The organism is Vibrio sp. V15_P4S5T153 (assembly GCF_963874485.1).
GTDB classification, from domain to species: domain Bacteria; phylum Pseudomonadota; class Gammaproteobacteria; order Enterobacterales; family Vibrionaceae; genus Vibrio; species Vibrio anguillarum.
This window is the reverse complement of sequence record NZ_CAWNHR010000011.1, coordinates 425,113-450,933: the sequence shown is the minus strand read 5'-3', so window position 1 is coordinate 450,933 and position 25,821 is coordinate 425,113. Positions and strand designations below refer to the sequence as shown.

Annotated in this window: 34 protein-coding genes and 2 tRNA genes; 28 read left to right on the top strand and 8 right to left on the bottom strand. The window is 44.1% G+C overall.

Annotated elements, in window-relative coordinates:
* The first annotated feature begins 10 nt into the window (after positions 1-10).
* The 3 genes from AACT42_RS03930 (at position 11) to AACT42_RS03920 (ending at position 1,852) form a co-directional block, all read left to right on the top strand.
* Positions 11-673 carry a LexA family protein gene (locus AACT42_RS03930; RefSeq protein ID WP_337247233.1) on the top strand — a complete coding sequence of 221 codons (663 nt, stop codon included), beginning with the start codon at positions 11-13 and terminating at the stop codon, positions 671-673.
* A gap of 63 nt (positions 674-736) precedes the next feature.
* Positions 737-1,255 (top strand): Ail/Lom family outer membrane beta-barrel protein, encoded by a 519-nt coding sequence (locus AACT42_RS03925; protein ID WP_094134032.1) that lies wholly within the window; start codon positions 737-739, stop codon positions 1,253-1,255.
* A 408-nt stretch (positions 1,256-1,663) separates the two neighbouring features.
* Positions 1,664-1,852, top strand: coding sequence for a hypothetical protein (locus AACT42_RS03920; RefSeq protein ID WP_094134031.1), 189 nt, complete (start codon positions 1,664-1,666; stop codon positions 1,850-1,852).
* A 12-nt stretch (positions 1,853-1,864) separates the two neighbouring features.
* Here the strand turns inward: AACT42_RS03920 and AACT42_RS03915 are convergent, their stop codons facing one another.
* Positions 1,865-2,083 carry a hypothetical protein gene (locus AACT42_RS03915; RefSeq protein WP_094134030.1) on the bottom strand — a complete coding sequence of 73 codons (219 nt, stop codon included), beginning with the start codon at positions 2,081-2,083 and terminating at the stop codon, positions 1,865-1,867.
* A 738-nt stretch (positions 2,084-2,821) separates the two neighbouring features.
* Here AACT42_RS03915 and AACT42_RS03910 point away from each other — a divergent pair.
* The 23 genes from AACT42_RS03910 (at position 2,822) to AACT42_RS03800 (ending at position 14,707) form a co-directional block, all read left to right on the top strand.
* Entirely contained in the window at positions 2,822-3,268 is a 447-nt protein-coding gene (locus AACT42_RS03910; RefSeq protein WP_094134029.1) for a hypothetical protein, read from the top strand.
* 308 nt (positions 3,269-3,576) lie between these two features.
* Positions 3,577-3,651 (top strand) — tRNA-Lys (locus tag AACT42_RS03905).
* A gap of 4 nt (positions 3,652-3,655) precedes the next feature.
* Positions 3,656-3,732: transfer RNA gene (locus AACT42_RS03900), tRNA-Arg, on the top strand.
* Between the two features lie 66 nt (positions 3,733-3,798).
* Complete coding sequence (locus AACT42_RS03895; protein WP_141192822.1) at positions 3,799-4,125, top strand: hypothetical protein; 327 nt, start codon at positions 3,799-3,801, stop codon at positions 4,123-4,125.
* A gap of 139 nt (positions 4,126-4,264) precedes the next feature.
* Positions 4,265-4,651, top strand: coding sequence for a hypothetical protein (locus AACT42_RS03890; protein WP_094134027.1), 387 nt, complete (start codon positions 4,265-4,267; stop codon positions 4,649-4,651).
* An 11-nt stretch (positions 4,652-4,662) separates the two neighbouring features.
* Positions 4,663-5,481, top strand: coding sequence for a phage recombination protein Bet (bet, locus tag AACT42_RS03885; RefSeq protein WP_094134026.1), 819 nt, complete (start codon positions 4,663-4,665; stop codon positions 5,479-5,481).
* 2 nt (positions 5,482-5,483) lie between these two features.
* Positions 5,484-7,226, top strand: coding sequence for a lambda-exonuclease family protein (locus tag AACT42_RS03880; protein ID WP_161441949.1), 1,743 nt, complete (start codon positions 5,484-5,486; stop codon positions 7,224-7,226).
* Positions 7,227-7,265: 39 nt separating this feature from the next.
* Positions 7,266-7,526 (top strand): hypothetical protein, encoded by a 261-nt coding sequence (locus tag AACT42_RS03875; RefSeq protein ID WP_094134024.1) that lies wholly within the window; start codon positions 7,266-7,268, stop codon positions 7,524-7,526.
* The gene (locus AACT42_RS03870; RefSeq protein WP_094134023.1) at positions 7,516-7,710 is read left to right on the top strand and encodes a hypothetical protein; all 195 of its coding nucleotides are present in this window, start codon (positions 7,516-7,518) and stop codon (positions 7,708-7,710) included. Before AACT42_RS03875 ends, AACT42_RS03870 begins: the two co-directional genes overlap by 11 nt.
* A complete protein-coding gene (locus AACT42_RS03865) occupies positions 7,707-7,871 on the top strand; it encodes a hypothetical protein (RefSeq protein WP_161441950.1) in 165 nt (54 codons plus the stop codon). Before AACT42_RS03870 ends, AACT42_RS03865 begins: the two co-directional genes overlap by 4 nt.
* On the top strand, positions 7,864-8,073 hold the full coding sequence (locus AACT42_RS03860) for a hypothetical protein (RefSeq protein WP_094134022.1): 210 nt from the start codon (positions 7,864-7,866) through the stop codon (positions 8,071-8,073). Before AACT42_RS03865 ends, AACT42_RS03860 begins: the two co-directional genes overlap by 8 nt.
* Positions 8,074-8,087: 14 nt before the next feature.
* Complete coding sequence (locus AACT42_RS03855) at positions 8,088-8,699, top strand: hypothetical protein (RefSeq protein ID WP_094168046.1); 612 nt, start codon at positions 8,088-8,090, stop codon at positions 8,697-8,699.
* Between the two features lie 33 nt (positions 8,700-8,732).
* Positions 8,733-9,026, top strand: coding sequence for a hypothetical protein (locus AACT42_RS03850; RefSeq protein ID WP_094168045.1), 294 nt, complete (start codon positions 8,733-8,735; stop codon positions 9,024-9,026).
* A gap of 11 nt (positions 9,027-9,037) precedes the next feature.
* Positions 9,038-9,688, top strand: coding sequence for a phage N-6-adenine-methyltransferase (locus AACT42_RS03845; RefSeq protein ID WP_094168044.1), 651 nt, complete (start codon positions 9,038-9,040; stop codon positions 9,686-9,688).
* Positions 9,685-10,509, top strand: a complete 825-nt coding sequence (locus AACT42_RS03840) for a DNA adenine methylase (protein WP_094133466.1) — start codon at positions 9,685-9,687, stop codon at positions 10,507-10,509. The genes AACT42_RS03845 and AACT42_RS03840 overlap by 4 nt, the downstream gene beginning before the upstream one ends.
* Positions 10,506-10,931 (top strand): hypothetical protein, encoded by a 426-nt coding sequence (locus tag AACT42_RS03835; RefSeq protein WP_094133467.1) that lies wholly within the window; start codon positions 10,506-10,508, stop codon positions 10,929-10,931. Before AACT42_RS03840 ends, AACT42_RS03835 begins: the two co-directional genes overlap by 4 nt.
* Positions 10,928-11,266 carry a hypothetical protein gene (locus tag AACT42_RS03830; RefSeq protein ID WP_094133468.1) on the top strand — a complete coding sequence of 113 codons (339 nt, stop codon included), beginning with the start codon at positions 10,928-10,930 and terminating at the stop codon, positions 11,264-11,266. Before AACT42_RS03835 ends, AACT42_RS03830 begins: the two co-directional genes overlap by 4 nt.
* Entirely contained in the window at positions 11,263-11,856 is a 594-nt protein-coding gene (locus AACT42_RS03825; protein WP_094133469.1) for a hypothetical protein, read from the top strand. The genes AACT42_RS03830 and AACT42_RS03825 overlap by 4 nt, the downstream gene beginning before the upstream one ends.
* Entirely contained in the window at positions 11,853-12,056 is a 204-nt protein-coding gene (locus AACT42_RS03820; protein WP_094133470.1) for a hypothetical protein, read from the top strand. The genes AACT42_RS03825 and AACT42_RS03820 overlap by 4 nt, the downstream gene beginning before the upstream one ends.
* Positions 12,057-12,067: 11 nt before the next feature.
* On the top strand, positions 12,068-12,838 hold the full coding sequence (locus AACT42_RS03815) for an MmcB family DNA repair protein (protein ID WP_094133471.1): 771 nt from the start codon (positions 12,068-12,070) through the stop codon (positions 12,836-12,838).
* A complete protein-coding gene (locus tag AACT42_RS03810) occupies positions 12,835-13,149 on the top strand; it encodes a hypothetical protein (RefSeq protein ID WP_094133472.1) in 315 nt (104 codons plus the stop codon). The genes AACT42_RS03815 and AACT42_RS03810 overlap by 4 nt, the downstream gene beginning before the upstream one ends.
* A 189-nt stretch (positions 13,150-13,338) precedes the next feature.
* The gene (locus AACT42_RS03805) at positions 13,339-13,563 is read left to right on the top strand and encodes an excisionase (protein WP_094133473.1); all 225 of its coding nucleotides are present in this window, start codon (positions 13,339-13,341) and stop codon (positions 13,561-13,563) included.
* A complete protein-coding gene (locus tag AACT42_RS03800; RefSeq protein WP_094133474.1) occupies positions 13,553-14,707 on the top strand; it encodes a phage integrase Arm DNA-binding domain-containing protein in 1,155 nt (384 codons plus the stop codon). The genes AACT42_RS03805 and AACT42_RS03800 overlap by 11 nt, the downstream gene beginning before the upstream one ends.
* A gap of 179 nt (positions 14,708-14,886) precedes the next feature.
* Here the strand turns inward: AACT42_RS03800 and AACT42_RS03795 are convergent, their stop codons facing one another.
* From AACT42_RS03795 to AACT42_RS03785, 3 genes are all read right to left on the bottom strand, one after another.
* Positions 14,887-15,087 (bottom strand): DUF4250 domain-containing protein, encoded by a 201-nt coding sequence (locus AACT42_RS03795; protein ID WP_010316942.1) that lies wholly within the window; start codon positions 15,085-15,087, stop codon positions 14,887-14,889.
* A 69-nt stretch (positions 15,088-15,156) separates the two neighbouring features.
* Positions 15,157-15,837: a hypothetical protein gene (locus AACT42_RS03790; RefSeq protein ID WP_088721129.1), complete on the bottom strand. Its 681-nt coding sequence runs from the start codon at positions 15,835-15,837 to the stop codon at positions 15,157-15,159.
* 70 nt (positions 15,838-15,907) lie between these two features.
* Positions 15,908-18,382, bottom strand: coding sequence for a sensor domain-containing phosphodiesterase (locus AACT42_RS03785; protein WP_094168043.1), 2,475 nt, complete (start codon positions 18,380-18,382; stop codon positions 15,908-15,910).
* Positions 18,383-18,762: 380 nt separating this feature from the next.
* Here AACT42_RS03785 and AACT42_RS03780 point away from each other — a divergent pair, with 380 nt between their 5' ends.
* Both AACT42_RS03780 and AACT42_RS03775 read left to right on the top strand, forming a co-directional pair.
* Positions 18,763-20,397, top strand: coding sequence for a S1 family peptidase (locus AACT42_RS03780; protein ID WP_237666848.1), 1,635 nt, complete (start codon positions 18,763-18,765; stop codon positions 20,395-20,397).
* Between the two features lie 213 nt (positions 20,398-20,610).
* Positions 20,611-22,917, top strand: coding sequence for a YgiQ family radical SAM protein (locus AACT42_RS03775; RefSeq protein ID WP_094132089.1), 2,307 nt, complete (start codon positions 20,611-20,613; stop codon positions 22,915-22,917).
* 44 nt (positions 22,918-22,961) lie between these two features.
* Here the strand turns inward: AACT42_RS03775 and AACT42_RS03770 are convergent, their stop codons facing one another.
* Genes AACT42_RS03770 through AACT42_RS03755 form a run of 4 tightly spaced genes read right to left on the bottom strand, consistent with a single transcriptional unit; the run spans position 22,962 to position 25,786 of the window.
* Positions 22,962-23,489 (bottom strand): DUF3833 domain-containing protein, encoded by a 528-nt coding sequence (locus tag AACT42_RS03770; protein WP_094132082.1) that lies wholly within the window; start codon positions 23,487-23,489, stop codon positions 22,962-22,964.
* Entirely contained in the window at positions 23,486-24,064 is a 579-nt protein-coding gene (locus AACT42_RS03765; protein ID WP_094132083.1) for a chalcone isomerase family protein, read from the bottom strand. Before AACT42_RS03765 ends, AACT42_RS03770 begins: the two co-directional genes overlap by 4 nt.
* Positions 24,042-24,539 (bottom strand): DUF2878 domain-containing protein, encoded by a 498-nt coding sequence (locus AACT42_RS03760; protein ID WP_094132084.1) that lies wholly within the window; start codon positions 24,537-24,539, stop codon positions 24,042-24,044. Before AACT42_RS03760 ends, AACT42_RS03765 begins: the two co-directional genes overlap by 23 nt.
* Entirely contained in the window at positions 24,539-25,786 is a 1,248-nt protein-coding gene (locus AACT42_RS03755) for an SAM-dependent methyltransferase (protein WP_017049911.1), read from the bottom strand. Before AACT42_RS03755 ends, AACT42_RS03760 begins: the two co-directional genes overlap by 1 nt.
* Between the last annotated feature and the right edge of the window lie 35 nt (positions 25,787-25,821).

Here is a 25,821-nt window from a genome sequence, read left to right as displayed (position 1 = left end):
TGGAATGAAAATGAATTGGACCGATCTGGTTAAAGCCAGGCTAAAAGAAACAGGCATGACTCAGGAAAGACTCGCTGAATTAGTTGAAGTAACTCCAGGAGGAATGGGTCATTGGCTGAATAAAAGGCGCGAGCCCTCTCTAAATCAGATAGCCAAAATATTGAAGGCTGTTGATCTGGACTCGCTAACACTTCACTCGGACGGAAATCTTGAATACCCAAATCATGCTTGGGCAAATGTCTCTAGCGTTACTGAGCCAGTTAGACCTTATCTCCGTGCTTTTCCTGTTCTTAGTTCAGTGCAAGCTGGAGCTTGGACAGAAGCATGCGAGCCATACTCAATCAGTGAAATAGATCAGTGGTATGAAACAACTGAAAAAACAAGCGGCCGCTGTTTCTGGCTAAAAGTCGAAGGTGATTCGATGACATCACCATCCGGCCTTAGCATTCCTGATGGCGCTTACGTTCTTGTAGATACAGAGCGTGATTATCAAAACAAATCTCTAGTGGTCGCGAAACTAATGGACGTAAACGAGGCCACGTTTAAGCAAATTATCATTGATGCAGGTCAGCGCTATCTAAAACCGCTCAACCCTAACTACAAAATGATCCCAATCAACGGGAATTGCCGAATCATAGGCGTGGTAGTCGATGCAAAAATAAAGCTATTTTAAAACAGCCAAAAATTAAGGTAGTATCTCGACAAAATAAAAAAACAAGTTGCATAAGGAAAAATAATGAAATCAAAAGTTTTAACAGCAGCGGTACTATTTGCGTTATCGGCATCCTCTTTCGCGGATGAGAAGGAAGCGCCGAGAAAGCCAGTCGTGTCCATTGGCATTGTTCAAAGCTCGATTGAAGTTGGTGACTACGACTTCCCTGACGATGCTTATGGCTTCAACTCTAAATACCGCACTGAGGTGAATAATTCGTATGGCATCATCAGCTCGGTAAGCTACAGCGGCTTAAGTAAAACCTATTTTGGACAACGCATTAACCTAAGCCAATTTTTGATCACTGTTGGCCCTACATTCCGCGCGAGCGATCGCATCAGCTTTTATGGCTTAATCGGCCTAGGAATGGGATACATAGACACTGGCCGAGGTGATGATAATGAGAACTCTTTGGCGCTAGGGGCTGGCGCGCAATTCGACATCACCGATGAAGTTGTGTTTGACATTTCTTACGAAAAGGCTAGCTACTCTGGCGGCATCGATGTCGGAACATGGTCACTAGGCCTAGGTTACCGCTTCTGAAGCGAACAAAACTCAAACTAATCAAACCCCGCAATTGCGGGGTTTTTTGTTGCACAAATTATGAGTTCTTAATCACATTGCGTATATTTCAAAAAAATAATGTACATTCCGTATTGACAGCAATATGTACGAAACGTATATTTAACTCATCCAAGGCACAACGCCTTAGCTCTTTAACAATTTGCGCCATGAACGATTACCAACCATTCGGAATAGCCGGATAGTTGGAGGTCACACCGAGCATCATCCACGGTGGAAATGAATTGGATGCGAGAGTCACGTTTGGCAGTCAAGAGAAATACATTGCCATTGAGCACAACGTGCGTTCGTGACTCAGGATAACCGCCCTTTTTAGGGCGATTATCAAAGCGTCTTTTTTAAGGCGTTTTGGTAATTATTGGAGGGTTTATGAAAGATGTAGGTTTGTCGCTTCACATTTGGCGAGCAATTGAAGCTCAGGCAAAAGCAGTCGCTGATAATTTAGACGTTGACGGTCTTAATAAGATCGGCAAAGAGAACGTTGAGAGCGTTAACGAGTTTGAGCTAAAGCGATTGAGGATCCTTATTCGACAGCTAGAGGAAGAAAGCCCGAATTAACGGGCTTTGGTGTTAGTTTTTATTTAGTGCTGATTCTATCTTATCTGCATATTCAGAAAGACTAGACATATGTCCTTGTAGCCTAGCGCCGGTACTTGATGTGGTTAAATCACTTTTGATTAATTCCATTGCGGCAAAAACTGCAATAGCGCGTTTAGCTCCCTTGTCTTCTGATTTTGAGTAGACCAAGGCTGTACTAGTTACTAGGTTAATTGCTGAGTTATCACTCATTGTTTTATTTCCTTTTGTCTGTGGAAACAAAAACATACCAGTTTCTATGTCTGTGGAAAGTCGTAGAGATCACGTTGCTGGGCGTGAGTAAACAAGCCAGCGTAAGCTAAGGACAGCGTAACCCTTGAAGGCACCCCAACACATCGAGTAGATATCCAGAGTTGTTTTTTATTCACCGCATTTTGAGATTAACCCTTAAATTCATTAATGATCTGTCATGAGTGCTTTTTAATGGTGAGGGTTAATCTTCAAAGTGTGTGTGCATGCTTAAAGACGGGTAAATCGAAGTTGATCACGTAATCCGCGCCAATTATGTCTGATTGGAAGCCGTATTCTTAAGTTTCTATCCGCTTAAGACGTTGAAGGGCGGCTAAATGACAACGGAATGTGCTGGGTCTTCCTTGCCCAGTGAGCATTATGACGGCGGGAAAGACCGCGAGATAATGGGAATTCATTGCCGAAACTCTAAATGAGCATGATGGACGTGTGATTCGAAGCCAGCAACGAGAAGGGCTTGGTCTAAATTGTACAACCCATGGTGGGGAATGAGTCAACCTGACACATCGGAAAGACGGTGCTTTTGAAAGCGGTCTGGCGCGTGACTGTCTCGCACGACTGGCTAAAAAGATGCTCTTGCGTGGTGCGACATGCTTTGATTGTCTGGGTGAGTGCTTCTGAGTTCACCGCCTCGCCAGACCGCTTTCAAAATATAAACATTACGGTTTTATGAGGTACTTCATGAACGTTGATTGGAAATATTTTAGCCAAACCAAAGGCTACAAATCTCTGAAAGAAGCGTACATGAGAGACGCTAGAAGGGCTGGAAAAGAAACTCGACCAATGCGCAATAAGGAAGAGTTTTATAAAAAGTTCCAGTGGGTAATAAGCCGTTGCATTCACTATGGGCAAGCATTAAATAAACAGCCTTGGGATGTTCTTGAAGAATGGGAATCTAAGCGTGATTACTGGTGGTTGAACTATTACCAAGAGTCAAATCAGCCAAAGATTCGCCCTGAATCAATATCAAAAAAACCAATGCACATCCGAGGCATTAAGAAGTATTACAAGAATGGTCGTCTCCCTGACTCAAACACAAGAGTCAACCAACGAATTGGCGATCACCTTAGAAAGCAAAGAACAAAAAAACCTAGATGGACAGAAAAGCGAAAAAGTCTAGGTTATTAACCGAATCTGTAAGTTAGAACCTCGAAGGGAAAACGCTCATTTGGGTGAACAGGTAGAGCTAAGTAACCCTGTTGTGAGCAAGTACCAGATTGGCTGGGGAAAAGCATCTTAACTCTAATAACGATGTGCAATATCCGCCTTGTGTAGACCGAGTAAACCGATACCAGAACACACCTTCTCGCTAACGTGATTACAGTTGTTCTAACAGGGTGCTGGTATCACCTATTTTTAAAGCGGTTTGAGTCACCTAAATGGTCAAACAAAAATAGCTAGCTCTGACAACCTAGCGCAGACCGCTTTCAAAATACGCAAGTTTAGCTCAGTGGTAGAGCGAATGACTTTTAATCATCAGGTCGTCGGTTCGATTCCGTCAACTTGCACCATTTTGCCCCGTTAGCTCAATTGGACAGAGCATCGGATTTCTAATCCGAGGGTTACAGATTCAAATTCTGTACGGGGTGCCACTTCCGAGTAACGACCAATCTACCCCGCCAATGTGCGGGGTTTATTTCACCAGATAAAAGGTAACGATGATGAACGATGAAACTGTAACTTTGAAAAAGCTAACTCGTTGCGGCGAATGCAATCGATTCAAAAATGAAGCGTCTCAAAAGAAAGTTGGCGATCAGGTCGAGTATATGGATGTGGTAACCAGCCGCAAAGGAAGTCAGTTCACATCAAAGAAAGGAAAAATTATTTCCATTGGCATCAACTCAGTAGTAGTTAAAGGTCGCGGACGCTCTGGTGAAGTAAGAGTGCCAATTGATGAACTCAGAGATCCAGATGGAGCAACATCTGTGTCGGCAGTCATGTTTGGTGAATGCTGTTGCAAGCCAGAAACCAAAAACCCCGCATAAGCGGGGCTATCGGGGAGTGGGTAACGACCAAGAAACACACTCCAACCGCCTAAGCGGCTAAAGGTAACGACCGATAAACACTCAGCTCACCAGTCAGCAAGCCGCGACCAAACGGCTTGCTCATCGAAAGGATACATAAATGAATATTCTTAGTCTAGTGCCAGAAAATGAAGAATCCGCGCTGAACGCTTATATCGACAAAGGAATTGTCCGCATTAAGTCAAACCGAGAGTTTTGCGGCCTAACTATCACCAGCTTTGTGGACTGGATGTTTGAGCAGGATTTACCTCGTCGTATGGTTGTTGGCCTTGTTCGTGAAGTAATGGCAACACAGTTTGATCCTCAAATGAGTAGCCACAAACTTATTCCGCTTGAGAACTTCCAAGACAATTTTTGCGATCTTCTAAATCAGTTCATCGAAGAAAACAAAGTAAAAATAAAAGATGGATATGCAGCCGAAAAGAAGCACCAATTCGAAAACGACCTAATCACTCAATTTGAGCAAATCCAACTATCTAATTACTGAGGTAACGACCAATGAGTAACATTGCACCATTTCAGGAGCGGCTCCCTGCAGTTGCACAACGTGGAATAGATGAATCCACTTGGTCTGCACTAACTAACTCCATATTCCCTGGCGCTCGTGAAGAATCGATAATTATGGCTGTCGATTATTGCACATCTCGCGGTTTGGATATTCTATTAAAACCTGTCCATTTAGTACCGATGAGCGTTAAAGATGCTCAAACTGGCAAGCATGACTTCCGCGATGTGGTTATGCCGGGCATCGGGCTTTATCGCATCCAAGCAGATCGCTCAAAAACTTATGCTGGTGCTGATGAGCCTGAGTTTGGTCCAACTATTACAGCTAATTTAGGTGGTAGTGATGTTTCTTACCCAGAATGGTGTAAGTACACGGTCCATAAGTTAGTTGGTAACAATATTGTCTCGTTCTCAGCTAAGGAATACTGGATAGAGAACTACGCGACAGCTGGTCGAGATACACTAGCTCCAAATGCTATGTGGAAAAAGCGTCCATTCGCTCAGTTAGCCAAGTGTGCGGAAGCGCAAGCACTTCGAAAGGCATGGCCTGACATTGGTCAAGCACCAACAGCAGAGGAAATGGAAGGAAAAGAGTTCGTTCCAAACGAAAAAGACATCACGCCTCAAAAATCTCTTCCAACTCAAGCCACCTACTACTCACAAGCTGATTTTGATAAGAATTTCGATAAATGGAAAGCTGTTATCGAGTCAGGTCGAAACACACCAGAACGCATCATTTCTATGGCTGAGTCAAAAGGCAAGATGACAGACGAAATGAAAGCAAAAATTAAGCAGATTAATAAGGAGCAATGATCATGAAAGTATCAAACGTTAAGTTTCACAACGTTCAACAAGGAACGCCTGAGTGGCATGCTCTACGCGAGTCTGTTGATTTCACTGCTTCTGAAGTTTCTGCGGCTCTTGGGTGTTCACCATATAAAACACGCGATCAGCTGATGCATGAAAAAGCGACCGGAATTAAACCAGAAGTATCAAGTTACCAAGAAAAGATATTCGCTGATGGTCACCGCTTTGAAGAGTTTGCTCGAGCAATTCTAGAAAACCGCTTAGGTGAAGAATTGTACCCGACGACCATCACTGGTGAATGTGGTGGACTTACCCTACTTGCTTCGCTTGATGGTTTAACCATGGATGGTGTTTTAGCTTTTGAACACAAGTCACCAAATAGCAAAGTGGTTGCTGCTATCCATGCTGAAGAGCTCGATGATCACTACAACTACCAAATGGAGCAGCAGCTTCTCCTATCTGGTGCCACATCATGTAAGTTCGTTGCTAGTGACGGCACAGAAGATAACTGGAACGAGCTTGACTACAAGCCAAACAAAGCACTCATTAAGAAAATGCTTGCAGGTTTAAAACAGTTCAAAGACGACTTAGAAGAATACAAAATCAAGCTTGCTAATGGTGAAGTTTCTCAACAATCTAAACCTGAAGTCGTTGCAGAAGTCATTCAAGATTTACCCGCTGTTACTTATAAAATGAACGGCCTTGCGATCATCAGCAACCTAGATGAGTACAAAGCCAAAGCGCTGGAACTGGTCGAACAGTCTAAGAAAAAGCTAGAGACAGACCAAGATTTTGCCAACGCAGAAAGCATGGTGAAGGTGTTCAAATCCGCCGAAGATAAACTCGGCCTAATGTCACAGCAAGTTCTCGGTGAAGTGGAGAGCATTGATAGCTTCGTCAAAGATCTTGGCTTTATCAGCGAAAACATCCGCCAAGCGCGCCTCGCCTTAGATAAACAGGTCAAATCTCGCAAAGAAGAGATCAAGGCTGAACTGGTTATGAAGGCAAAGACTGAAATTCAAGCCTTAGTTGCTGACATGTCACAAAAATATAATGTCGGTTTTAACGTTAAGCATGACTTTGCTGCGGCCATTAAAGGCAAGCGCAACATTGAAAGCATGCAAAGCGCAATCAATGACGAACTGGCCAAGGCAAAAATTGCACTGTCTGAGCTAAAAGATATCGCGCAAACCAACCTAGATACCGTTAATCAGAATAGCGAATACCGCTTCTTATTTAACGACTGGGGGCAAATCGCCTTTAAAGCACCGGAAGACTTCGCAACGCTCGTTAAACTGCGTATTGCCGAGCACAAAGATGCCGAAGAGAAACGCCGTCAAGCAGAGCGCGACCGCATCCGCAAGGAAGAAGAAGCCAAAGCGCAAGCCGAAGCCGAGCAAAAAGCGGAAGCGCTGCGCAAAGAGCGAGAAGCGGAAGAGCGCCAAAAGGCCCAAGCCCTTGCTCAGCAGCAAGCGAAAGAATCTGCCGTTGATACTGCAATGACGGAAATGTCTAGTGTAAAAGCCACGCAAAGCCGACTAGAGACTGCCCGTCAAGTAATGAAGCAAGCAGAAACAGCTCCCGTCGCTTCTGTTCAGTACGCAGAGCGACCAGATGAAATGATCAGCTTAACCATGAAAGAGTACAACGAGCTAATGAGAAAAGCTGATTTACTCGATGCCCTATTCGCTGCCGGTGTTGATAACTGGGATGGATACAGCGAAGCCATGGCAATGGTTTCTGCGGCATAACAACAAGGAGCTTCGGCTCCTTTTTTATAGGTAACGACCATGGCAACAACTGTATTGAAACCTGCTGAAACACAAAAGACATGCGATATGTGCAACGAGGCAAAAAAACACTTCTTCACAAATGGAAGCGCGTCAATGGGCTATGTCCAATCTCAGTCTGACCGATGGGAAAAGACAATTGATATTAAATTGTCATCATCAATTCCATATCACCCTAGTGATGATATTTGCACCGATTGCGCCAAAAGCGCGATGGATAAAATCATCAAGAAAATCGAAGGTGAAGACCATGGGAAATAATCGGAAAGTTAAGGTTATTCATAATTGCGATCCAGTAAAATTTGAGCAGGATGTTAATTCCTATCTTGCCGATGGGTGGAAAGTGTCATCAACAAATTGCTGTGCGGCAATTGATAGTCATGAATATGACTTCGCTCCTGCTTTTGTTGCAATCCTTGTTTTTAATGGGGTGGAACGAATATGAGTGATGAAGACATCATCACCAACCTAACCAAAAAACTTAGCCAATCAGAAAGTGATAAAGCGGAACTCGTTTCTACTCTTAAATCTCTGCTGAATGGCAACCTATCTCGCAACTCTGTTTCAGATGCTAGAAAAGTATTGGAGAAATACAGCCATGCTTAAAACAAAACTCTCATTCACAGCCGACAAGATAACCCATCAAGGCGTTGAGGTAGTCGCCGAAGGGGTTCCGGTTGAAGATGTTATCAACTCAATCTCAGCAACGGATGTTGTAGAACATGTTGACCATGAGCTACTACTTAGCGCCATTGGTTACGAGAAAGCAGCGGCTTGGCTTGAAACCATGGGCTATATAACCATTTAAGAAGGTAACGACCAATGAGCATTACAAAAGGTTGGTTTTATCAAGTTAAACGCGGCGAAGAACACTATCAGTATGGGAAGCACCATCCTAGCTACGTGAATATCCTTGGGCAAAGATTCGGTAAATTAACAGTTATCAAGCAGGACGCGGGCAAAGGAGTTACTTGCCAATGTGAATGCGGAAACCTCCATGTTGAGAAATACACTGTAGATTTGCGTCGTGGACATCGTAAGAGTTGCGGTAAATGCAACAACCTTGGCAATCCTAAGTTTAAGCCTGAAGAAGATGCGGTAATTATCAAATGGGCTGGCATTAAATCTACTGAAGAAATTGCAGCATTAGTCTCTGAGTTTGGTTACCGCACAGCAACTGTTCCAACTATCAAAAATCGAGTTAAAACCATCAATAAGCATCGAGGTAAGAACGATAAGGTTTCCTTGCGTAGAAAGGGCGAGTTGTACCCGCATGCAAAGGGATCAGACCATGACGTTGAGCTTTGCCGCCGTTTATATGATGAGGGGCTTACACCTTCTGTCATCGCTGAAAAGATGGAAATGAGTCGTTCACACGTTAGTTCGATTGTTTATTACCACTCAAGAACTGAGCCAGCGTGCGGTTGGGGCTAGCTGTAATTACTTAAATAAGTGTTCGAGGGTGGCATGCTGTTTTACGAAAAACAAATTTCTCATTTCACAAACCGATACTCACATCTAAACACTCCACCGACCTTAGAACTCATTCATTTAGGCAAGCAAGCTGATAGTGAATACGCAATCTTCTTAGAAAGGCATCCACATTTAGGTAATGAAGTCTTGTTCTCTTATCCGTCAATGCTAGAGCCGCTAGGTTATTCGTATTGGAATAAGAGAATGACTAAAAGCGGTTGGCCTGCAGAGATTAGAGCATTTCCAAAAAAGAAGATTAAAGAGTTTGAGAAGAAACTGAAATTATAAGGTAACGACCAATGAACCAATACGCTCAAACGCTGTTAGAAATACAGCAACGGCCTTCTCATAAACTCCGAGAAATTGGAGATCAATGGGAAACACCAAAGGCTCTCGCGTGGGGCCTTTTTAGTACCTTCAATTCACGCCTTGGCTCTATCGTTCTCGATATCTTTGCGGACGATTGCAATGCCCTGCTTCCGAATTACTACACAGCCAAAGATAACGCACTGGCGAAAAACCTTGCTGATGATCTAAAGAAAATTGGCGGAAGTGCTGCATTTGGTAACCCTCCTTACTCGCGTCCGTTCATGGACGATGAGCAGTACATTACCGGAATGACTCACATTATTGATTGGTGCATCAAACAGCGCGATCAAGGTGCAAAAATCATACTCCTTATTAAATCGGCTACGTCTGAGAAATGGTTTACGGACAAAGCCGATTTTATTCAGTACATCGAAGGCCGAATCGGGTTTGAGGCTCCTAGTTGGTACAAGCCAGCAACGGACAAAGACAAACCAAGTTCGGCAGGCTTTGCTTCTGCTGTGATGATATTCGACCGTGAATGGCGATGGGAACGAAGACCAGTAGAGCGATTGAGCCGTGATGACCTACTCGCTCAAGGTAACGTTATTTTGCAAATGATAGATAAGCAGGTGGCGGTATGAGCAAAATCAAGTCACCTGTAATTCGATATCATGGCGCAAAGTTCCGTCTTGGGTCTTGGGTAATATCTCACTTTCCTGAACACAAGTGCTATGTAGAACCTTTCGGTGGTGCTGCAGGCGTACTTATTCAAAAACCACAATCTTACGCTGAAGTTTACAACGATCTTGATGATGACGTAGTAAACCTATTCCGTGTTCTTCGAGACCAAGAGTCAAACCAGAAACTCAGAGAACTATGCGCCTTAACTCCCTATTCACGCAAAGAATTCGAACTGGCATTCGAACCATGCAATGAACCTATAGAAAAAGCTCGTCGTATGGTGGTTCGTGCAACTATGGGCTTCGGCTCTGCTGCAACGACAGGTGGTACTACTGGGTTCAGAACTGATACTAAGCGTCAATACGCCACTGCAATGCATTTATGGCAAAGATATCCAGACAATCTCTCATTAGTGTGCAAGAGACTTCAATCGGTGCTTGTCGAGCATAAGCCAGCTATCGAGGTCATGAGGAAGCATGACGGTGAAAAAACTCTTCAATATCTCGATCCGCCATATGTGCCAGAAAGCAGAGTCAAAGGCAATCGCTATTATCAGCATGAAATGACCGCTCAAGATCACGAATCATTATTGAAATCGATTCTTGACCTTAAAGGCATGGTCATCATTTCCGGTTATGACTCCGACTTGTATAACGACTATCTGGCCAGTTGGAGAAAAGAAGAAAAGAGCGCTCGTATTTCTGCTGGTCGTGGAACTGGAAAACGTATCGAGTGTTTATGGATTTCACCCAATTGCGAAAGCAAAACGGAGGCAGCATGAACAAGCGTCAATTCAAAAAGCTTTGCAAACAAGCTGCCAATATCATGGTCAACGTGAGTGAGCATTACAGAGGCGAATTATTTTACTCAGATTCAAATGACGAGTTCCCAGAGATAGGCATGAAATACAAATGGGAACAAAACGCTATAAAGCAGAACTGGCGTGGCAAAGGTGAAGAGCCTGACATGCTGCCAAAAAGAATCGCTGGGTTTGGCTGTATATCTGGTTACTACGAACCAGAATGGGAAGATTGCGACGCTCTATCAACATTAATTAGGGCTGTTATTGACTCCTTCACGGACTGGGGTACGTGCGACGTTGGTAAGTGGCCTGAGAACCACTGCCCATTGATTCTCAAGAAAAGCCGTAGTCATGCGATTGCATACGCCAAAGTTAACCTCATTAAAACGGAGGTTGCATGAGTAACACAGACCAAAAGCTGCGAGAACTCGCCAAGCGGCATGCTGAAATATCATCAGAACTTTCTATTAATAACGATCAACGCAGCAAGGAATTAGCCTACTGCAAAGGTGCTGAAAGCGATGGTGGTTATTACGAAACTTGTTACGACATGGTTTACGACATGATGAAAGAAAGCATGGAGCAGAGAGAAGGCATCAGCTTTGATGAAATGCTTTCTAATTACGGTTGCCGTCACTGCAATTCCGCTCGAATCCTAAAGCGACACATCGGCAAGCTCAAACAAGAGCGCGGTCGCATCCATTCGGCAATTACTCAAATAGGTAAGACACTATGACTAAGAAACAAGTAGCGTGGACTGTTACTGATGAGTCCACACCTAAGGCATGTGTTGTTTTTCACCATCATGGTTTAGCCGCTAGACGCTTGGGTGCTGGAGAACTCGGAGAAGAGTTTGAATATCTTGAGTGTCGCCGCGCTCCCGAGTTCGATCACTTCGCAGAATCTGGAAAGGTTCCAACGCAAGCACTATTGGATGCTGGCTGGTGGTTTGAATGTCATCATTGCGGCAAGCGGGTTCCAGATGAAGACTTTCGACCAATCGAAGGGCTAGTTATCAAGGGGGATGTTGTTTACTGCAATGAAAAATGCAAGCACGGCCATGACAAAGAAGTTTCTGACCGAGATCTGAAATTCGAAGAATTCAAGGATAAGGTCAAATCTATGCGCCCTGATTTGGAGTTTACTGAATTTCAAGGTGGCTATCCATGGATAACTAATGTAGCAAAATTCACCTTTCCCGGAGCCAAATATGGCGGCAGCGTAAGAGATGATAAAGGTGATGGAAACATTAAGCTTTTCGTCGCGGGTGGCGATATGGATGCATGGAATACTTACGAAGAATCAAGAAAGGGCAAAGCGCTATGAACGACCCAATTATCTCAATCTCAGAACCTGCCGACATCGGTGATCAAGAAACGCTACGCGAATACGCTCTGCGCAAAGAAGCAGAATGCAACGAACTGCGCGAACGCGTTGCAATTCTACGTGAAGCAATCAGCGAAACTTGCATGATGAGTGATGCTGAAAAGGTCTCAGAAAATCTAGCTAATGCGCTTTTGGTTTAACGGGGGTCAATATGGATATTAAGCTAGGCTTGACCCATGACGAGCTTGCAAGCAATCTTGCTCGTCACTTGCTGAATGAAAGTCGCATGGTTTGGGAAAATATACCCGCCGGAAGATCTGGCTCTGTTCGTCCCGACGTCTACACGATAGAGAAAAGTTTTGCCAACCCAAACCCTATCTCTTATGAAATCAAAGTTAGCGTTTCTGACTTTCGATCTGACGTAACGAGTGCCAAATGGAAATCTTACCTAGACTTTTCCTATGGCGTTGTTTTCGCTGTTCCGAAAGGCCTGATAACTAAAAATGATATCCCTAACGGATGTGGCTTAATTACATTCAATGGAGAGTTCTGGAACACAGTTAAACGACCAACGCTTAACCCAGCCAAATTAAATGATGAGCTTTTAATGAAGCTGCTTATAGCTGGAAACCAAAGACAAACCCAGCCAGAAGTAATCGAGTGTAGAAAATTTGATGAATTTAAAAAGCACGACAAGCTTAGGAAGAAATTCGGCAAGGATATAGCGTCAAAGCTTAGTTTCATTGATGACTACCCAGAAATGAAAAGTCAGCTTTTTGAAATGCGAAAAAGCCTATCAAAGCTATTCAACATAGATATTGACCGATGGAACTTTGAAAGAGAAGTCGCTTATCACATTGAAAATCTTAAGGTCATGGCTAATGAGCACGAAAGGAAGAAAGCCATAGCCAAAGAGCTTGAACAAGCAAAGCGCCAGTTGGATTTTAGGTTTTCTCAAATCATAAAGGAATACACAGAATGAGCGATCCATACTGCACCGAAAATTACATGACATTCATTGTTGAAAACACCAACGGCGACCTACCATTTAATCCAAAGCTGATCGCCAACGGAAAGGAAGTGAAGGTTGTTGCGGCGTCCGTTTATCATGAGAACAATGTAAGTAGAAGATTGGCCCATTTACTCGGCAAGATATTATGGGATCACGATGATATTGATGCTGATTACCTTAACAATATTGGCTTCTCTCAAAATGATGCGTCTCAGTTATCTATGCAGATTGATGGGTTAGAGAATATAAATGCCCCGATTGGATGGGAAGATGAAAACTAACCCATCACACCGACCAAAAGGAAGCATGTGCGCCAACTGCAAAGGGTTAAGCAGCGATCATAAACATCAATGCCCTACACGAGATCAGTTCCGCACAATGCCAAAAACAGGACAGGACAGTGACGGCATGATTGTCGTCCGCTGCTCAAAGTTCGAAAGAATACAAAGGCAACGACCATAGGAGCACTTATGAGCGAATTTATCCCGCTTAAAGAATGGGCGATAAAGAAGTTTGGCTTCGCCCCTTGCGCCGCAACATTAGCGTCTTATGCAAAGAATCATCAAATCTATCCAGCGCCAAAAAAGTTCGGCGGTAAGTGGATGTGCCAAGCTGATGCGGAGTATTATGAACTCCGCCCTTTGTCGAATGTTAGCGACAACCCATTGGTAAGGAGAATAATCAATGGCAGCTAGACCAAGATCTTACAAAAATCATGTTGCCAATCTGTACCAAAAAACCGATAAGCGTAACGGTAAAACCTACTTTACCTATAAACACCCGATCACTGGAAAGTTTATCGGTCTTGGCTGCGACAGAGATAAAGCTTTTGAAGCAGCCAGGCAGGTGAATTTGATGATATCTGAACAACGCTTAGAGCAGCTTAATTTTATCATTCAGAACAATCAGAAGGCCGTTAAAGTTGTCGGGGTCTCTGCAAAGGCTTGGGTTGAAAAGTATCAAGCTATTCAGAAAGAGCGCGTCTCCACGGGTGAACTCACGCAATCCACGCTTAAAAACAAAGTTTACTTGTCGCAAATATTCGCTGATAGATTTGGCAGTGTGGGTATCAAAGAGATCACTACTAAAGATATTGTTGATGTGATCGATGAATACAAAGCCCAAGGTAAATCAGCCATGGCTGCGAACCTTAAAAGCCTGTGGATTGACCTGTACAAAGAAGCTCAATACGCCGGAGAAGTTGAACCGGGCTTTAACCCTGCCATCCACACCAGAAACATCAAGTTAAACCCTAAGCGCCAGCGTGTAAGCGAATCCGACTTATTAGAGATAATGAGCACGAATCTTTATCAGTCTAAGCAATACCTTCGCGTTGCAATGAAGCTGGCCATAACAACCGGATTAAGACGCGGAGATATTTCCGAGCTTAAGTTTAGTGATGTGAAAGATGATCACCTTTTTGTGTCTTTAAATAAATCCGGAGGCAAAACGAAACTTGCATTCCCGCTAACGCTAACCAACCCATTTTTAAATGAGTCGCTAGGCGACATTATCAAAGAATGCAGATCGAGCAGGATTGTATCTAAATACTTGGTTCACTCGTCCGAAAATGCAGGTCGGGCCAAAAGGGGCGATCAGATATCACTGTCAACGATAAGCAAGTCATTCATGTCAGCAAAAAGAGAATGCAGCCCAGCGGTCGCAGAGTCATCATTTTCTTTCCACGAGCTAAGGTCATTTGCTGAGCGAACATATCGTGATGCAGGTTACGATACAAAGCTAATACTCGGCCACAAACACCAGAGCATGACTGATAAATACAATGACGATCGCGCAGATAGTTACACGTACATCACCACACCAAAAGCGGCAAATTAGCCCGAGTTTTGGGGAATAATTTTGGGGGGATTTTGGGGAAGAAACTAAGCCATTTAAAAACAATAACTTAAAATTAAGCCACCTTGACGGGATCAAGATGGCTTAAACTATTCGTCGTGTCGACATGGCTATTTGAATGACAGTGCGGTTGGTTAACTGTCACTGCACGCTGCTTAGCACTAGCGTTGGTTCGCTTTAAATTGGTTGGTCAGTGGGTCGTATTGGTAACCTAAAACATCCAGCTTACCGACTACATTTTCTCTATCCATTTCATACATACTGGCAAGCTCTTCGAAGCTGTCACACTCTAAGCGTAGCTTCTCATTGACGATGCCAAGTAATATATTGCTATCAAAACGGCTGACGTTACTCAAATCCATGGCTCACTCCTATAGCAAAGAGACCACTAAAGACTAGCGGTAAAATTCGCACTAAATAGTGACCCAGGTCTAGAGATTAAACAAACCTTGAAAACAAATACTGGCTGCCAGCATCAATAACAAGGCTGCCGTTAATTGAATTTTCTCAGCGCTTTTGGCAAACAAGATATGCCAGCACCATACGATAATACCTGCGATCATGAAACCGAATGTCGTTAGCAACGGCAATGTTGCTTGAGCCAACGTTTCGTCATTTAACCCGTACGCGTGCGGCACAACGCATAAAGCGATCCCCATCGAGCAGAGAATGCCCACAACGGGTAGAACTCGATGGAAAGCTTGTAAACGCGAGCGCGCTATCGTTAGTAGAAGGTGCGAGAAACTCGCGCCCAACAAACCAACCAACAGCAACATGGCGATAGAAGCTGACCAATGACTCTGCTCTGATATCTGAATCGCGACATAAGCTAAGGCAAGGCCATTCGCCAAATACAGTGCCCATAACGGGCCTTCATCTCGAGTTTTCTTGGTTTGAACTTGTGAATAGAAATAGAAGATGGAAAAGACGACCAAAAAGGCTTCAATTTTTAGTGAAGCCACTGCCAACCAAAGCACACCAATGGCTGGCAATACGCGATGAATACGGCCACGTTGTCCAGGACAAATATCCCCTTTGACCAGTACTAACGTCAGTAAGATTTGCGCACCGAGCAGCATGGGTGAAAAAACAGAAAGTAAGGTTTGAATCATAATCTAAACATCATCTGGAAACATCTGGGCGCGATAATAGCAAAGAGTAAGCGCGGATGCCCAGAGAAGGTTACTGACTTTCGGCCAAATACCTCAGCACGTCCGCTTGAGTCAATAAGCCTTTGTAACGAGTGTTATCGACCAGTACCCATGGAAAATCATGTCCTTTTTCGATCAAATTCACCACTTGATTTAGCTCGGTGTACGCGTCAAGCTGAGTGAAATGAAATTTCATGATCTGACTCACGGGCTTACGCCATACGGCCGCTTCACGCGTGGTTTCAAGATCGGTTCCCATGTTCGGCGTCAGATATAAATTGAGTGAGGCCACATCGACGATGCCAACACACTCTCCTTGATTGACGACTGGCAGCACATCAACTTTAGTCGATTTAATATACTGATAAGCAAGAGAGATTGGCTCACTGGGATCCAAATGTGGTTTCCCCTCTTTGAACAGATTGAGCAAACAGTTGGGCTTTCGCTTTTGTTCTACTTTATCGCCCGAATACGCAAAACGATTACGATACTCCTTGGCCCGAACCAGTTCCTTAAGCGGTAGTGGTTTTGAAAAAATATAGCCTTGTATGTAGTCAATGCCCAATGATTTAAGCACCCAAACCTCATGCTCTGTTTCTACTCCCTCGGCAACCACTTTCACGCCGAGTGTGTGCGATAGCTCAGTGATCATTTTAACAATGCTGTACTTATTGCTGTTGACCTGAATGTCCGTGACAAACTCGCGATCTATTTTTAAATAATCAAAATTGCAATCGCTGAGGTAGGTAAAAGAGGAATAACCCGTACCGAAATCATCAATCGCAACCGTTACGCCGCGCGATCGAAGAGCATTAAGGGCATCAACCTGATGAGATTGACTATCAAAATAGGCGCTTTCGGTTAGCTCAATGGTGACTGATTGAGGCGTATCCGTGTAGCGATCAATGATCTCCATGGTATTGGTTAAAATCTGCGTCGCATCCATTTTGGTATTGAAAGAGCGGTTGATCGTTACCCCAACACCTTGGCCAAACAAGGTTTTTATCTTGGGTAAATCTTGCAAAGATAAAATACTGACACAACGATCAAGCTCGGCAATCAAATCCATATCTTCCGCGATACCAATCATTTCTTGCGTGGTAAAAGGTAAATCGGGCACAGGCTTAAAACGGCATAACGCTTCGAATTTCGCAATGTTCCATGTTTTAGTATCGACAATCGGTTGGTAGTGTATTTCCAATTCCTTCTGCGCAATCGCTTTGGCGACTCTGTCTTCCAAGTTTTTTCTACGTTTCACTTGTTGATGTATTTCACTGTGATAGAAACTGATGTTACGCGCTTCCCCTGCATGTTGTTCAAGCATTGCTTGCATCGCATGCGTCACCATTCGAGCTGGCGTTTTTGCATCGAACCCTAAAACAGACACACCAATTCGGCCATTAATAATCGCGGCGTGCGAGCTGGATTCGTTCTTTAACTCTTTCATAAAGCGACGGATCGCATGCTGGATGAGACGAAAATCTGTGTTTTTTTGGCACTCTGAACAACTCAAACTCACTAAATAAATATCTTTTCCCACATAGCCCACCAACTTAGCTTCTTTACAGCGCGCCAAAAAACTGGAAAGCATTAAAGTTTCTACATGGTGTCGATCTGATTCAAACGCAGGTTGAAAAGCCAAAACCATTTGTGTTTGGCCTTTGGGGTACTCCATGCAATATGTTTCGAGCAAGGCTTTAAACTTTTGTTCGGTAGGCAGTTGCGTCAAAAGATCGATATCCCCAAGTGCCGTATCGGCTACGCGGTGAAGATTATCGGCTAAATCAAGCGTCATCCCTACAAAGAACACTCGGCCATCTTGCAGTATGATTTTTTGAATAGTTAATTCTTGTGGTGCAACCAGCCCAGATGCCCGACGATTGAGAATGACACCGCTCCAATGATCTTTGGTGTTGATGTCATGCCACATCGATTGGTAAAACTCTTTGGAATGCTTGCCTGCATTAAATAGGTTGGCTTTTAATCCAAGTAGCTCATTTTGTTTGAAACCTGAATGCTGCTCAAAATAGTGGTTACAAGCCAAAACCCGCGTTTGATCGTCGGTTAGGATCAAACCATGATGTGTATTATCAAACACTCCTTCAAAAAGCTTGGCCACCTCTTGCAATGATTCCAATTTGAGCAGCGGTCGAATCGTACCTTGCAACTGCGTGAGAGAAGTACGCTCGATAAAAATCTCCACATAAGTTAACGCCTGATCCGAAATAACAAGGTTGCAATTTAAGGCATGGCTTTTGCCACTTTCAATCACATACTTGAAGCAGCGCTTCATCTCTGCAGCTTTGCTCGGCGTCATATAACGCAATAATTCTTGAATATTGGCTATCGAAACACGGGAATGAAGTAACGCATTCGCCGCTTTCAGATCACAAATAAATTCGGAAGTCGTTAGGTTAAACGACCAATCAATCGCATCATATCGAGCCACTGGCGGTTCTCGAAGCACTGCCTTTTCTCGTAGCTCTTGAGACTTCACCTGTGTCATATAGACTCCAACTCATTCAAATAATTGACCATTAATGGCACAGCATAGAGCAAAACTTAATCACAAGCCGTGAGTTAGCACTAATGATGTAAATGCAGTTGCTTATTTATTATTTTAGGCCAGACAAGCCATATAAAAAACGCCGAACATCAATACACCTCAAAAGGAGTAGCCTAGAACTATCGTAATCGAAAGAAAATAACGAACATAAAATGACCAATACGTTCGTTTTATAAGCTACTGAAATACATTAACTTGCCTTATTTGATTAATATATCTTGTCGATATGATAATTATTACTGATTGACGAGATTCATCAGCCCCTATATGGTACCGTTCCCACACCCAAGAGGTGCTGGAAAAACTAATCCGAGGTACTCATGAACAAACCCCTTTTTTCAGTCTCGCTAGGAGCGCTTCTGTTTACATCTTTTCAGTTCAGTGCTTCTGGAACGGAATCCGGAATATCAACTAGAATCATCAATGGAACCCCTGCTGACGCGGGTAACTTTCCCTTTATGGTTGCCTTACACTATTCAACTCTTAAAAGCTCTTTTTGTGGTGGCAGCTACTTGGGTGATAAGTATGTACTTACCGCCGCTCACTGCGTAGCAGGAAAAAACCCGCTCAATGCAGAGGATATTGAAGTGACGGTTGGAGCGTATGACTTACGTACTAATGCTGGTCGCCGGGTAAAAGTCAAACAAATCTATTATCATGAAGCTTATGATGATGAAACTCATGCTGACTATAACGAAAGATCCAACGACATCGCCATTCTTGAATTAGAAAACTCATTACCAATACAAGCAGTCACTCGCCCTAATACTGGTGCACTTGATACGCTAGCCGCTGGCACGGCTTTAGAGATAATTGGCTTTGGGGCAACGAGTTACAGCCAACTGTTGAATAAATCGAGCAATCCTTCTCAAATCTTGCGTAAAGCCGAAATATCGTTAATTGGTACTGCACAGTGCAGAACTTTGGGTGGCGGCTATTTAGATATACAAAATGATGCTTTTTGTGCGAGCAGTTACCCGCAAGATACCTGCCAAGGTGATAGCGGTGGCCCCGTTTTTATCAATGACGGCGGTAATTTTATTCAATATGGTGTCGTTAGTTGGGGGCGTGGTTGCGGCTTACAAGACGCGGCTGGCGTTTATGCCAAAGTCGACCATTTTAATGATTGGCTGACTCAAAGAACATCAAAGGTTTCTTTCCGACAATCTCAACACAAAAACGAGATTAAGTATGGGCTTCATACCCATCGCTTTAATTTTGTAAACGGCTCTGATGAGATTATTACCGCAAACAACGTCACACTGTCTCCAGCTTCTGCAAATATCACAGCCGAAAACTGTTCACAAGGCTTGGCTCCAAATAACTCATGTTATGTTGATGTTTCTTATACCATTGATTCAATGACACCAGCTGATGTGCGCTTAGAGATTGACACTAACAGCCCACTAAATTTAGGAACCGTCACCTCGTCACTAAAGCTCAATACGGTTCTACAACCTGCTTCAAAATCACTAGAGGGGTTAATTACCGTACCCAATAGCAGTCTTAGTGTGAATGTAAACCCTTGGCTAGAAGAAGATGGTTGGCTACGTTCTGCCATTATGAACGATAAAGCGAGATCGGTTTTGTTTCTTGAAAACGTCCCTAAAGGAAAAGTAAGTTTTGATTTCCAAGTCTCCTCTACTTTTATTTATGATTCCTTAATTGTGAAAGTGAACGGTAGCACTTACATAATCGAAGATGGTGAACGTAGTGGCAGCAGAACGTTATATTTGAATGAAGAAGTCAACGATATCCGCTTTGAATACGTAAAGACATCAAGCACACCAACCGGCAGTGATGCGGCTTACATCAAAAATTTGAAATATGAAAAGCCTTACTCCTTTACCTTACCCCCACTTTCAGGAGGTTCAGGCGGCGGTAGTACTGGTGGCATGACTTTATTGTCAATGTTGGCCGCCTTATTGATTCGACGTCGTTACATGAGCCACTAACTCTTGTCTAAAGGTCAACCCGTTTTATTACTGGTTGACCTTTTTACTATTGCTGCATCCTTCTTATCACATATCACTTAGTATCTCTCCGACACACTTACCACTCACTTTATTAATAATTTTCTTTATAAATAGAACACAAAGCCAATGTTCCGCTAGATACTACCAGTGCAAGTCGTTATAATGCGCGGCTCATTAATCAGAGGTCAAAATATGCACAGCAACGTCACTCCTATTCATCAATATAAAAAATACTGGGCAGAGTGCTTTGGAATCGCACCTTTCCTGCCAACCAGTAAAAAGGAGATGGATGCCCTAGGATGGGACAGCTGTGACATCGTGATCGTCACGGGTGACGCTTATGTGGATCACCCCAGTTTTGGTATGGCGATCATTGGCCGTTTACTCGAAGCGCAAGGCTTTCGCGTTGGGATCATTGCCCAGCCGCAATGGCAAAATAAAGACGCTTTCATGGCGCTGGGAAAACCTAACCTGTTTTTTGGCATCACGGCCGGCAACATGGATTCGATGATCAACCGCTACACCTCTGACAAAAAATTACGTCATGATGATGCGTACACACCCAATAATGAAGGTGGCAAACGTCCAGATCGCGCCACACTTGTCTATTCGCAGCGTTGTCGTGAGGCTTATAAAGATGTGCCACTGGTACTCGGTGGTATCGAAGCCAGTTTACGCCGCGTTGCCCATTATGATTATTGGTCAGACAAAGTGCGCCGTTCTGTGCTGTTTGATGCCAAAGCCGACATACTGCTGTTTGGTAACGCAGAGCGCGCATTGGTTGAAGTAGCGCACCGCTTAGCCAATGGCGATAATATCGCTGATATGACCAATATTCGCGGCACAGCCGTGAACCTGGCCACTGAGCCTGAACATTACACCATCATTGACTCATCACGTATTGAGAAACCGGGTAAAGCGTTTGTTCCTGTGAACCCTTACGCGGTGGAAACGCAGTGTGAAACCAATCAAGAAAAAGAAGCCGAAGCGAAGCCAATCACCATTCGTCCTTCTCGCCATGATGCCGCGACAACAGCGGTTCGTTTGCCTGCTTTTGAAAAGCTAAATAATGACCGGATTTTATACGCGCATGCAAGCCGTGTACTGCATTTAGAAACCAACCCCTACTCCGGCCGGGCGCTGATCCAGCGCCATGGCGACCGTGAGTTGTGGGTCAACCAAGCCCCGATCCCACTCACCACAGAAGAGATGGATTACGTGTTTGGCCTGAGCTACGCACGCGTGCCTCACCCTATGTATGGCAAAAGTAAAATTCCTGCTTATGACATGATCAAAACCTCGGTTAATATCATGCGCGGCTGTTTTGGTGGTTGTTCATTCTGCTCGATTACCGAACATGAAGGGCGCATTATCCAAAACCGTTCGAAAGAGTCGATTTTGAATGAGATGGAAGAGATCCGCGATAAAGTTCCCGGCTTTACTGGAACCATTTCGGATTTGGGTGGGCCAACGGCGAACATGTACCGTTTAGGTTGTAGTGATCCTAAAGCTGAGATGAACTGCCGCCGCCCATCGTGTGTTTTCCCCGGAATTTGCCATAAGCTCAATACCGACCACAAACATACGATTGATCTCTATCGTGAAGCGCGCAAAGTCAAAGGCATTAAAAAAGTGATGATCGCCTCTGGTGTGCGTTATGACTTGGCGATTGAATCTCCTGAATATGTACGTGAATTGGTCACGCATCACGTAGGAGGCTATCTCAAGATCGCCCCAGAACATACCGAGAAGAATCCGCTCGATCTGATGATGAAACCGGGTATGGGCACCTATAATCGCTTCAAAGAGATGTTTGAGAAGTACAGCGCTGAAGCAGGTAAGAAACAGTACCTCATCCCATACTTTATTTCCGCGCATCCCGGTACGGAAGATGAAGATATGCTCAATTTGGCACTGTGGCTAAAATCAAACAATTTTGAGTGTGATCAGGTGCAGAACTTCTATCCATCGCCAATGTGTAATGCAACCGCGATGTATTACTCAGAGACTAACCCGCTCAAACGTGTGAAATACAAAAAACGTGAAGAAGTGACTGTCGCGAAGGGGGAGCGTCAACGCAGGCTGCACAAAGCGCTGTTACGCTACCATGACCCATTAAACTGGCCGATTATCCGTGAAGCCTTGATCAACATGGGTAAAAAGCATTTGATTGGTGATAAACCTAACTGCTTGGTGCCTGCGAATGATGTGGATGCACTCACGCCTGCGCAGCGTCGTAAATCTGGCCGTCACGGAGCGAACCGTTTTGCGACCAAACACACCAAAACTCAGCCGGGTTTTGACGCTCTTAACCCGCGTAAAGAGAACGCTACTTCACCAAGTAAATCGCCAAACAAACCACGCGCTAGCAGCGCGACAGACAACGGTAAGAAAAACCAAGGCGGCCCATCTAAACCTGCACACTCTCGCCCGACAAGTAAAGGCAAACCGTTTGCTCAAGCCTCTAAGCCAAGAGCGCCACGCGCAGAACAGAGATAATTCCAAAGCCATATGATCAGCACAATAAGGCTCCGAAAGGAGCCTTATTGTTTTTCAAAGAACAGCGTTAGTTTACCGACCTCGATACCAAATTTTTTAATTTTAGTCAGGTTAAACACCCGCTTTTCATCTTGCCGATAAAGCCAGTCGTCAAAGGTAACGGTTAGCGTAGAATCACCATAAGGTAAGGAAAAATCATATTGCCAGCGCAAGGCGTTACCTACTTCTTCACCTTGGGCTTGGCCTAATACATCATCCGCTTGACCGATATATTTTCCATCAGCAAAACGTTCAATCACCCATACTCTTTGGCTTTTTTCACCATCATCAAAATTGAAGTCTTCAACCAAAGTAAGTTTATTCCCCTCAACTGTTCCGTCGATGGCAACCTCGAAACGACGCGTTTGCATCCCCGTATAATCTTGCACCATCCCCCATGCGAACGTTCGACCAGAGAAGTATTCAAATAGATCAAACTTAGGTTGCATGGATTGGTATTGAGTGAGATCAGCGCTGCACCCCACTAACCAAAGTAGAAGTAACAGATAACTGCGTCTGGCTATCGCTTTCATGGTTGCATTCCTATCAATTGTTTGCGTAAGTGTGGGTATTGCGTCTGTGGCGACAGCCATATCGCGAGAAAGGCGTCATTTAACGCTTCATCAACTACTGTACCAACCTGCGCTTGAACACCGTTCTTAGGATGAAAAATAAAAGCGCCCTGCTGCCCATCGGAGGTATAAATCAAGCGGTCGCCCTCAGTAACGCTGGGAAAAATGGACGATAGGTGCACCAGCCACGGTGCAATTTGTTGCTCGGTTAATTTGAGTTTTTGCCACTGCTCTGCGGTCGATTCAACCAGCTGTTTACTACTGATGTCGCGCTGATATTCAATTTCAAGCGCCAAGGGATGAGGTGATAAATCGCTTCCTTGCTCGTACTGCCCTAATGGGGTACGAAGCTGCGAGGAATAAATATCTAGCCATAACCAGCTTAAATTCGCTTGGCCAATCACTGGCCAAGTTTGCCACTCGGTCAGTTTATCGTCTGTCACCGCCGCAAAAGCGTTATTCACCAAGCTGTGAAAGGCAATCACTATCAGTAACAGGTTGAATTTTCTTAGCCTATTTCTCTTTGCTAACATCATCGCTAAATACCCTAAGTATCAATGCACCGATCATCACCCACTGCAGCCACAAGATGGCCATAGTCAAACCCAATGGCCAATCAAAATGTACAGCGCCTAAACGTTCTGCCGCCCAATAACTTAAACTGCCTAACACGCCGACCATCAAACAAATGAGTTTGGATGGATAACGTTTCATCAGCACCACTAAATGGGAGGCATACCAAGAAAAAGCGCCCCACAACACCATTAACCAAATGGGAAAGTCATTGGTAGCAAAGCGTAATAATCCGAAATACTGATTAAGGGCATCGATAACAATACCCACAATGGTTAAGGCAATTACCCTTTCCAAAGAGTAAGAGAAGTGCCGCAAGGAAAACATCAATGCGGCTAACATCATGGTCAATGCCAACCACTGCAAACGTTCTGTCCCCAACACAGCAACAAACCAGATCGCTTGAAACCAAAGAGAGACAGCAAACAGCATTTTCATTACATCGGTCTTTGCAAAGTCATATGTACGGTGCTGATGGATTTTGCTAAAAATCCCCCCTCGCAGTAGCAGAAATAGTAACGCCACATACGCGTGAATCGCTCATCATACCCAAGTTGTGAAACCTGATGTTTTGCAAGCTCAAAACGGTGACGCCAATGAGCAAGCGTATGCGCATAATCAGGACCAAGATCAAACAGGTTGCGAACCACTAAATCACTGTGCTGTGTCGCCGCCGTTGTCAATGCAGTAATTGAGGGTAAAAAACCGCCGGGGAAAATGTATTTCTGAATGAAATCGACATTATTGCTGTAATAATCATAACGTTGATCAGCAATGGTAATGGCTTGAATCGCCATCAAACCATTGGGTTTTAGTAGTGACTGGCACTTTTCAATATAAGAGTCGAGGTACTCTTTACCGACCGCTTCGATCATCTCTATCGAGACTAATTTATCGTACTGACCTTGTAGCAGGCGGTAATCTTGCTTAAGCAAGGTGATTTGACTCTCCAGCCCCTGCCGCTCTATTTGCTGTGCGGTGTAGTAATGCTGCTCTTCAGAAATGGTCGTCGTCGTGACCTGACAGCCGTAAGTTTTGGCCATGTAAATCGCCATCGCACCCCAACCGGTGCCAATCTCAATCACGTGATCGCTTGCTTTGAGTTGCAACTGCTGGCACAAACGTTCCATTTTATTAATTTGCGCCTGCTCTAACGTTTCATCCTGATGCAGAAACAACGCGCTGGAATAGAGCATATTACTGTCTAAAAAGGTGTGGTAGAGATCATTGCCTAGATCGTAGTGGGCATGAATATTCTCTTTGGCTTTATCGATTGAATTTCGGTTGAGCCAATGGCTGACTTTATAAAAAAGTTTGGTCAACACACTACTGCGAGCTTCAATGCCATCTAATGCACTGACATTACGAGCCATCAGTTCCATTAGGCTGGTCAAATTCGGGCTATCCCACCAACCATCCATATAGGCTTCACCCGCTGCAATACTACCCCCTTTTAATAAACGAGCATAAAAATGAGGGTGATGTATTTCAATAGTTGCATGGGGTTGATGCTCTTTAAGTACGCCAAAAGTCTCCTGACTGGACGCGCCTTCATTGGAAAAGGTTTCAATGATGGTTAAAGTGCCGACGTCTAAACGCTGTAGACAGCGAAAAATGAAGCTTCTTGCACTCTTTTGCAACCCTGTCAGTTGCTTGGGCAACGCGAGAGTTTGTGAATTAAGCATTGAGCGTTCTCCTTGTTATTGTTATTTAGACACTG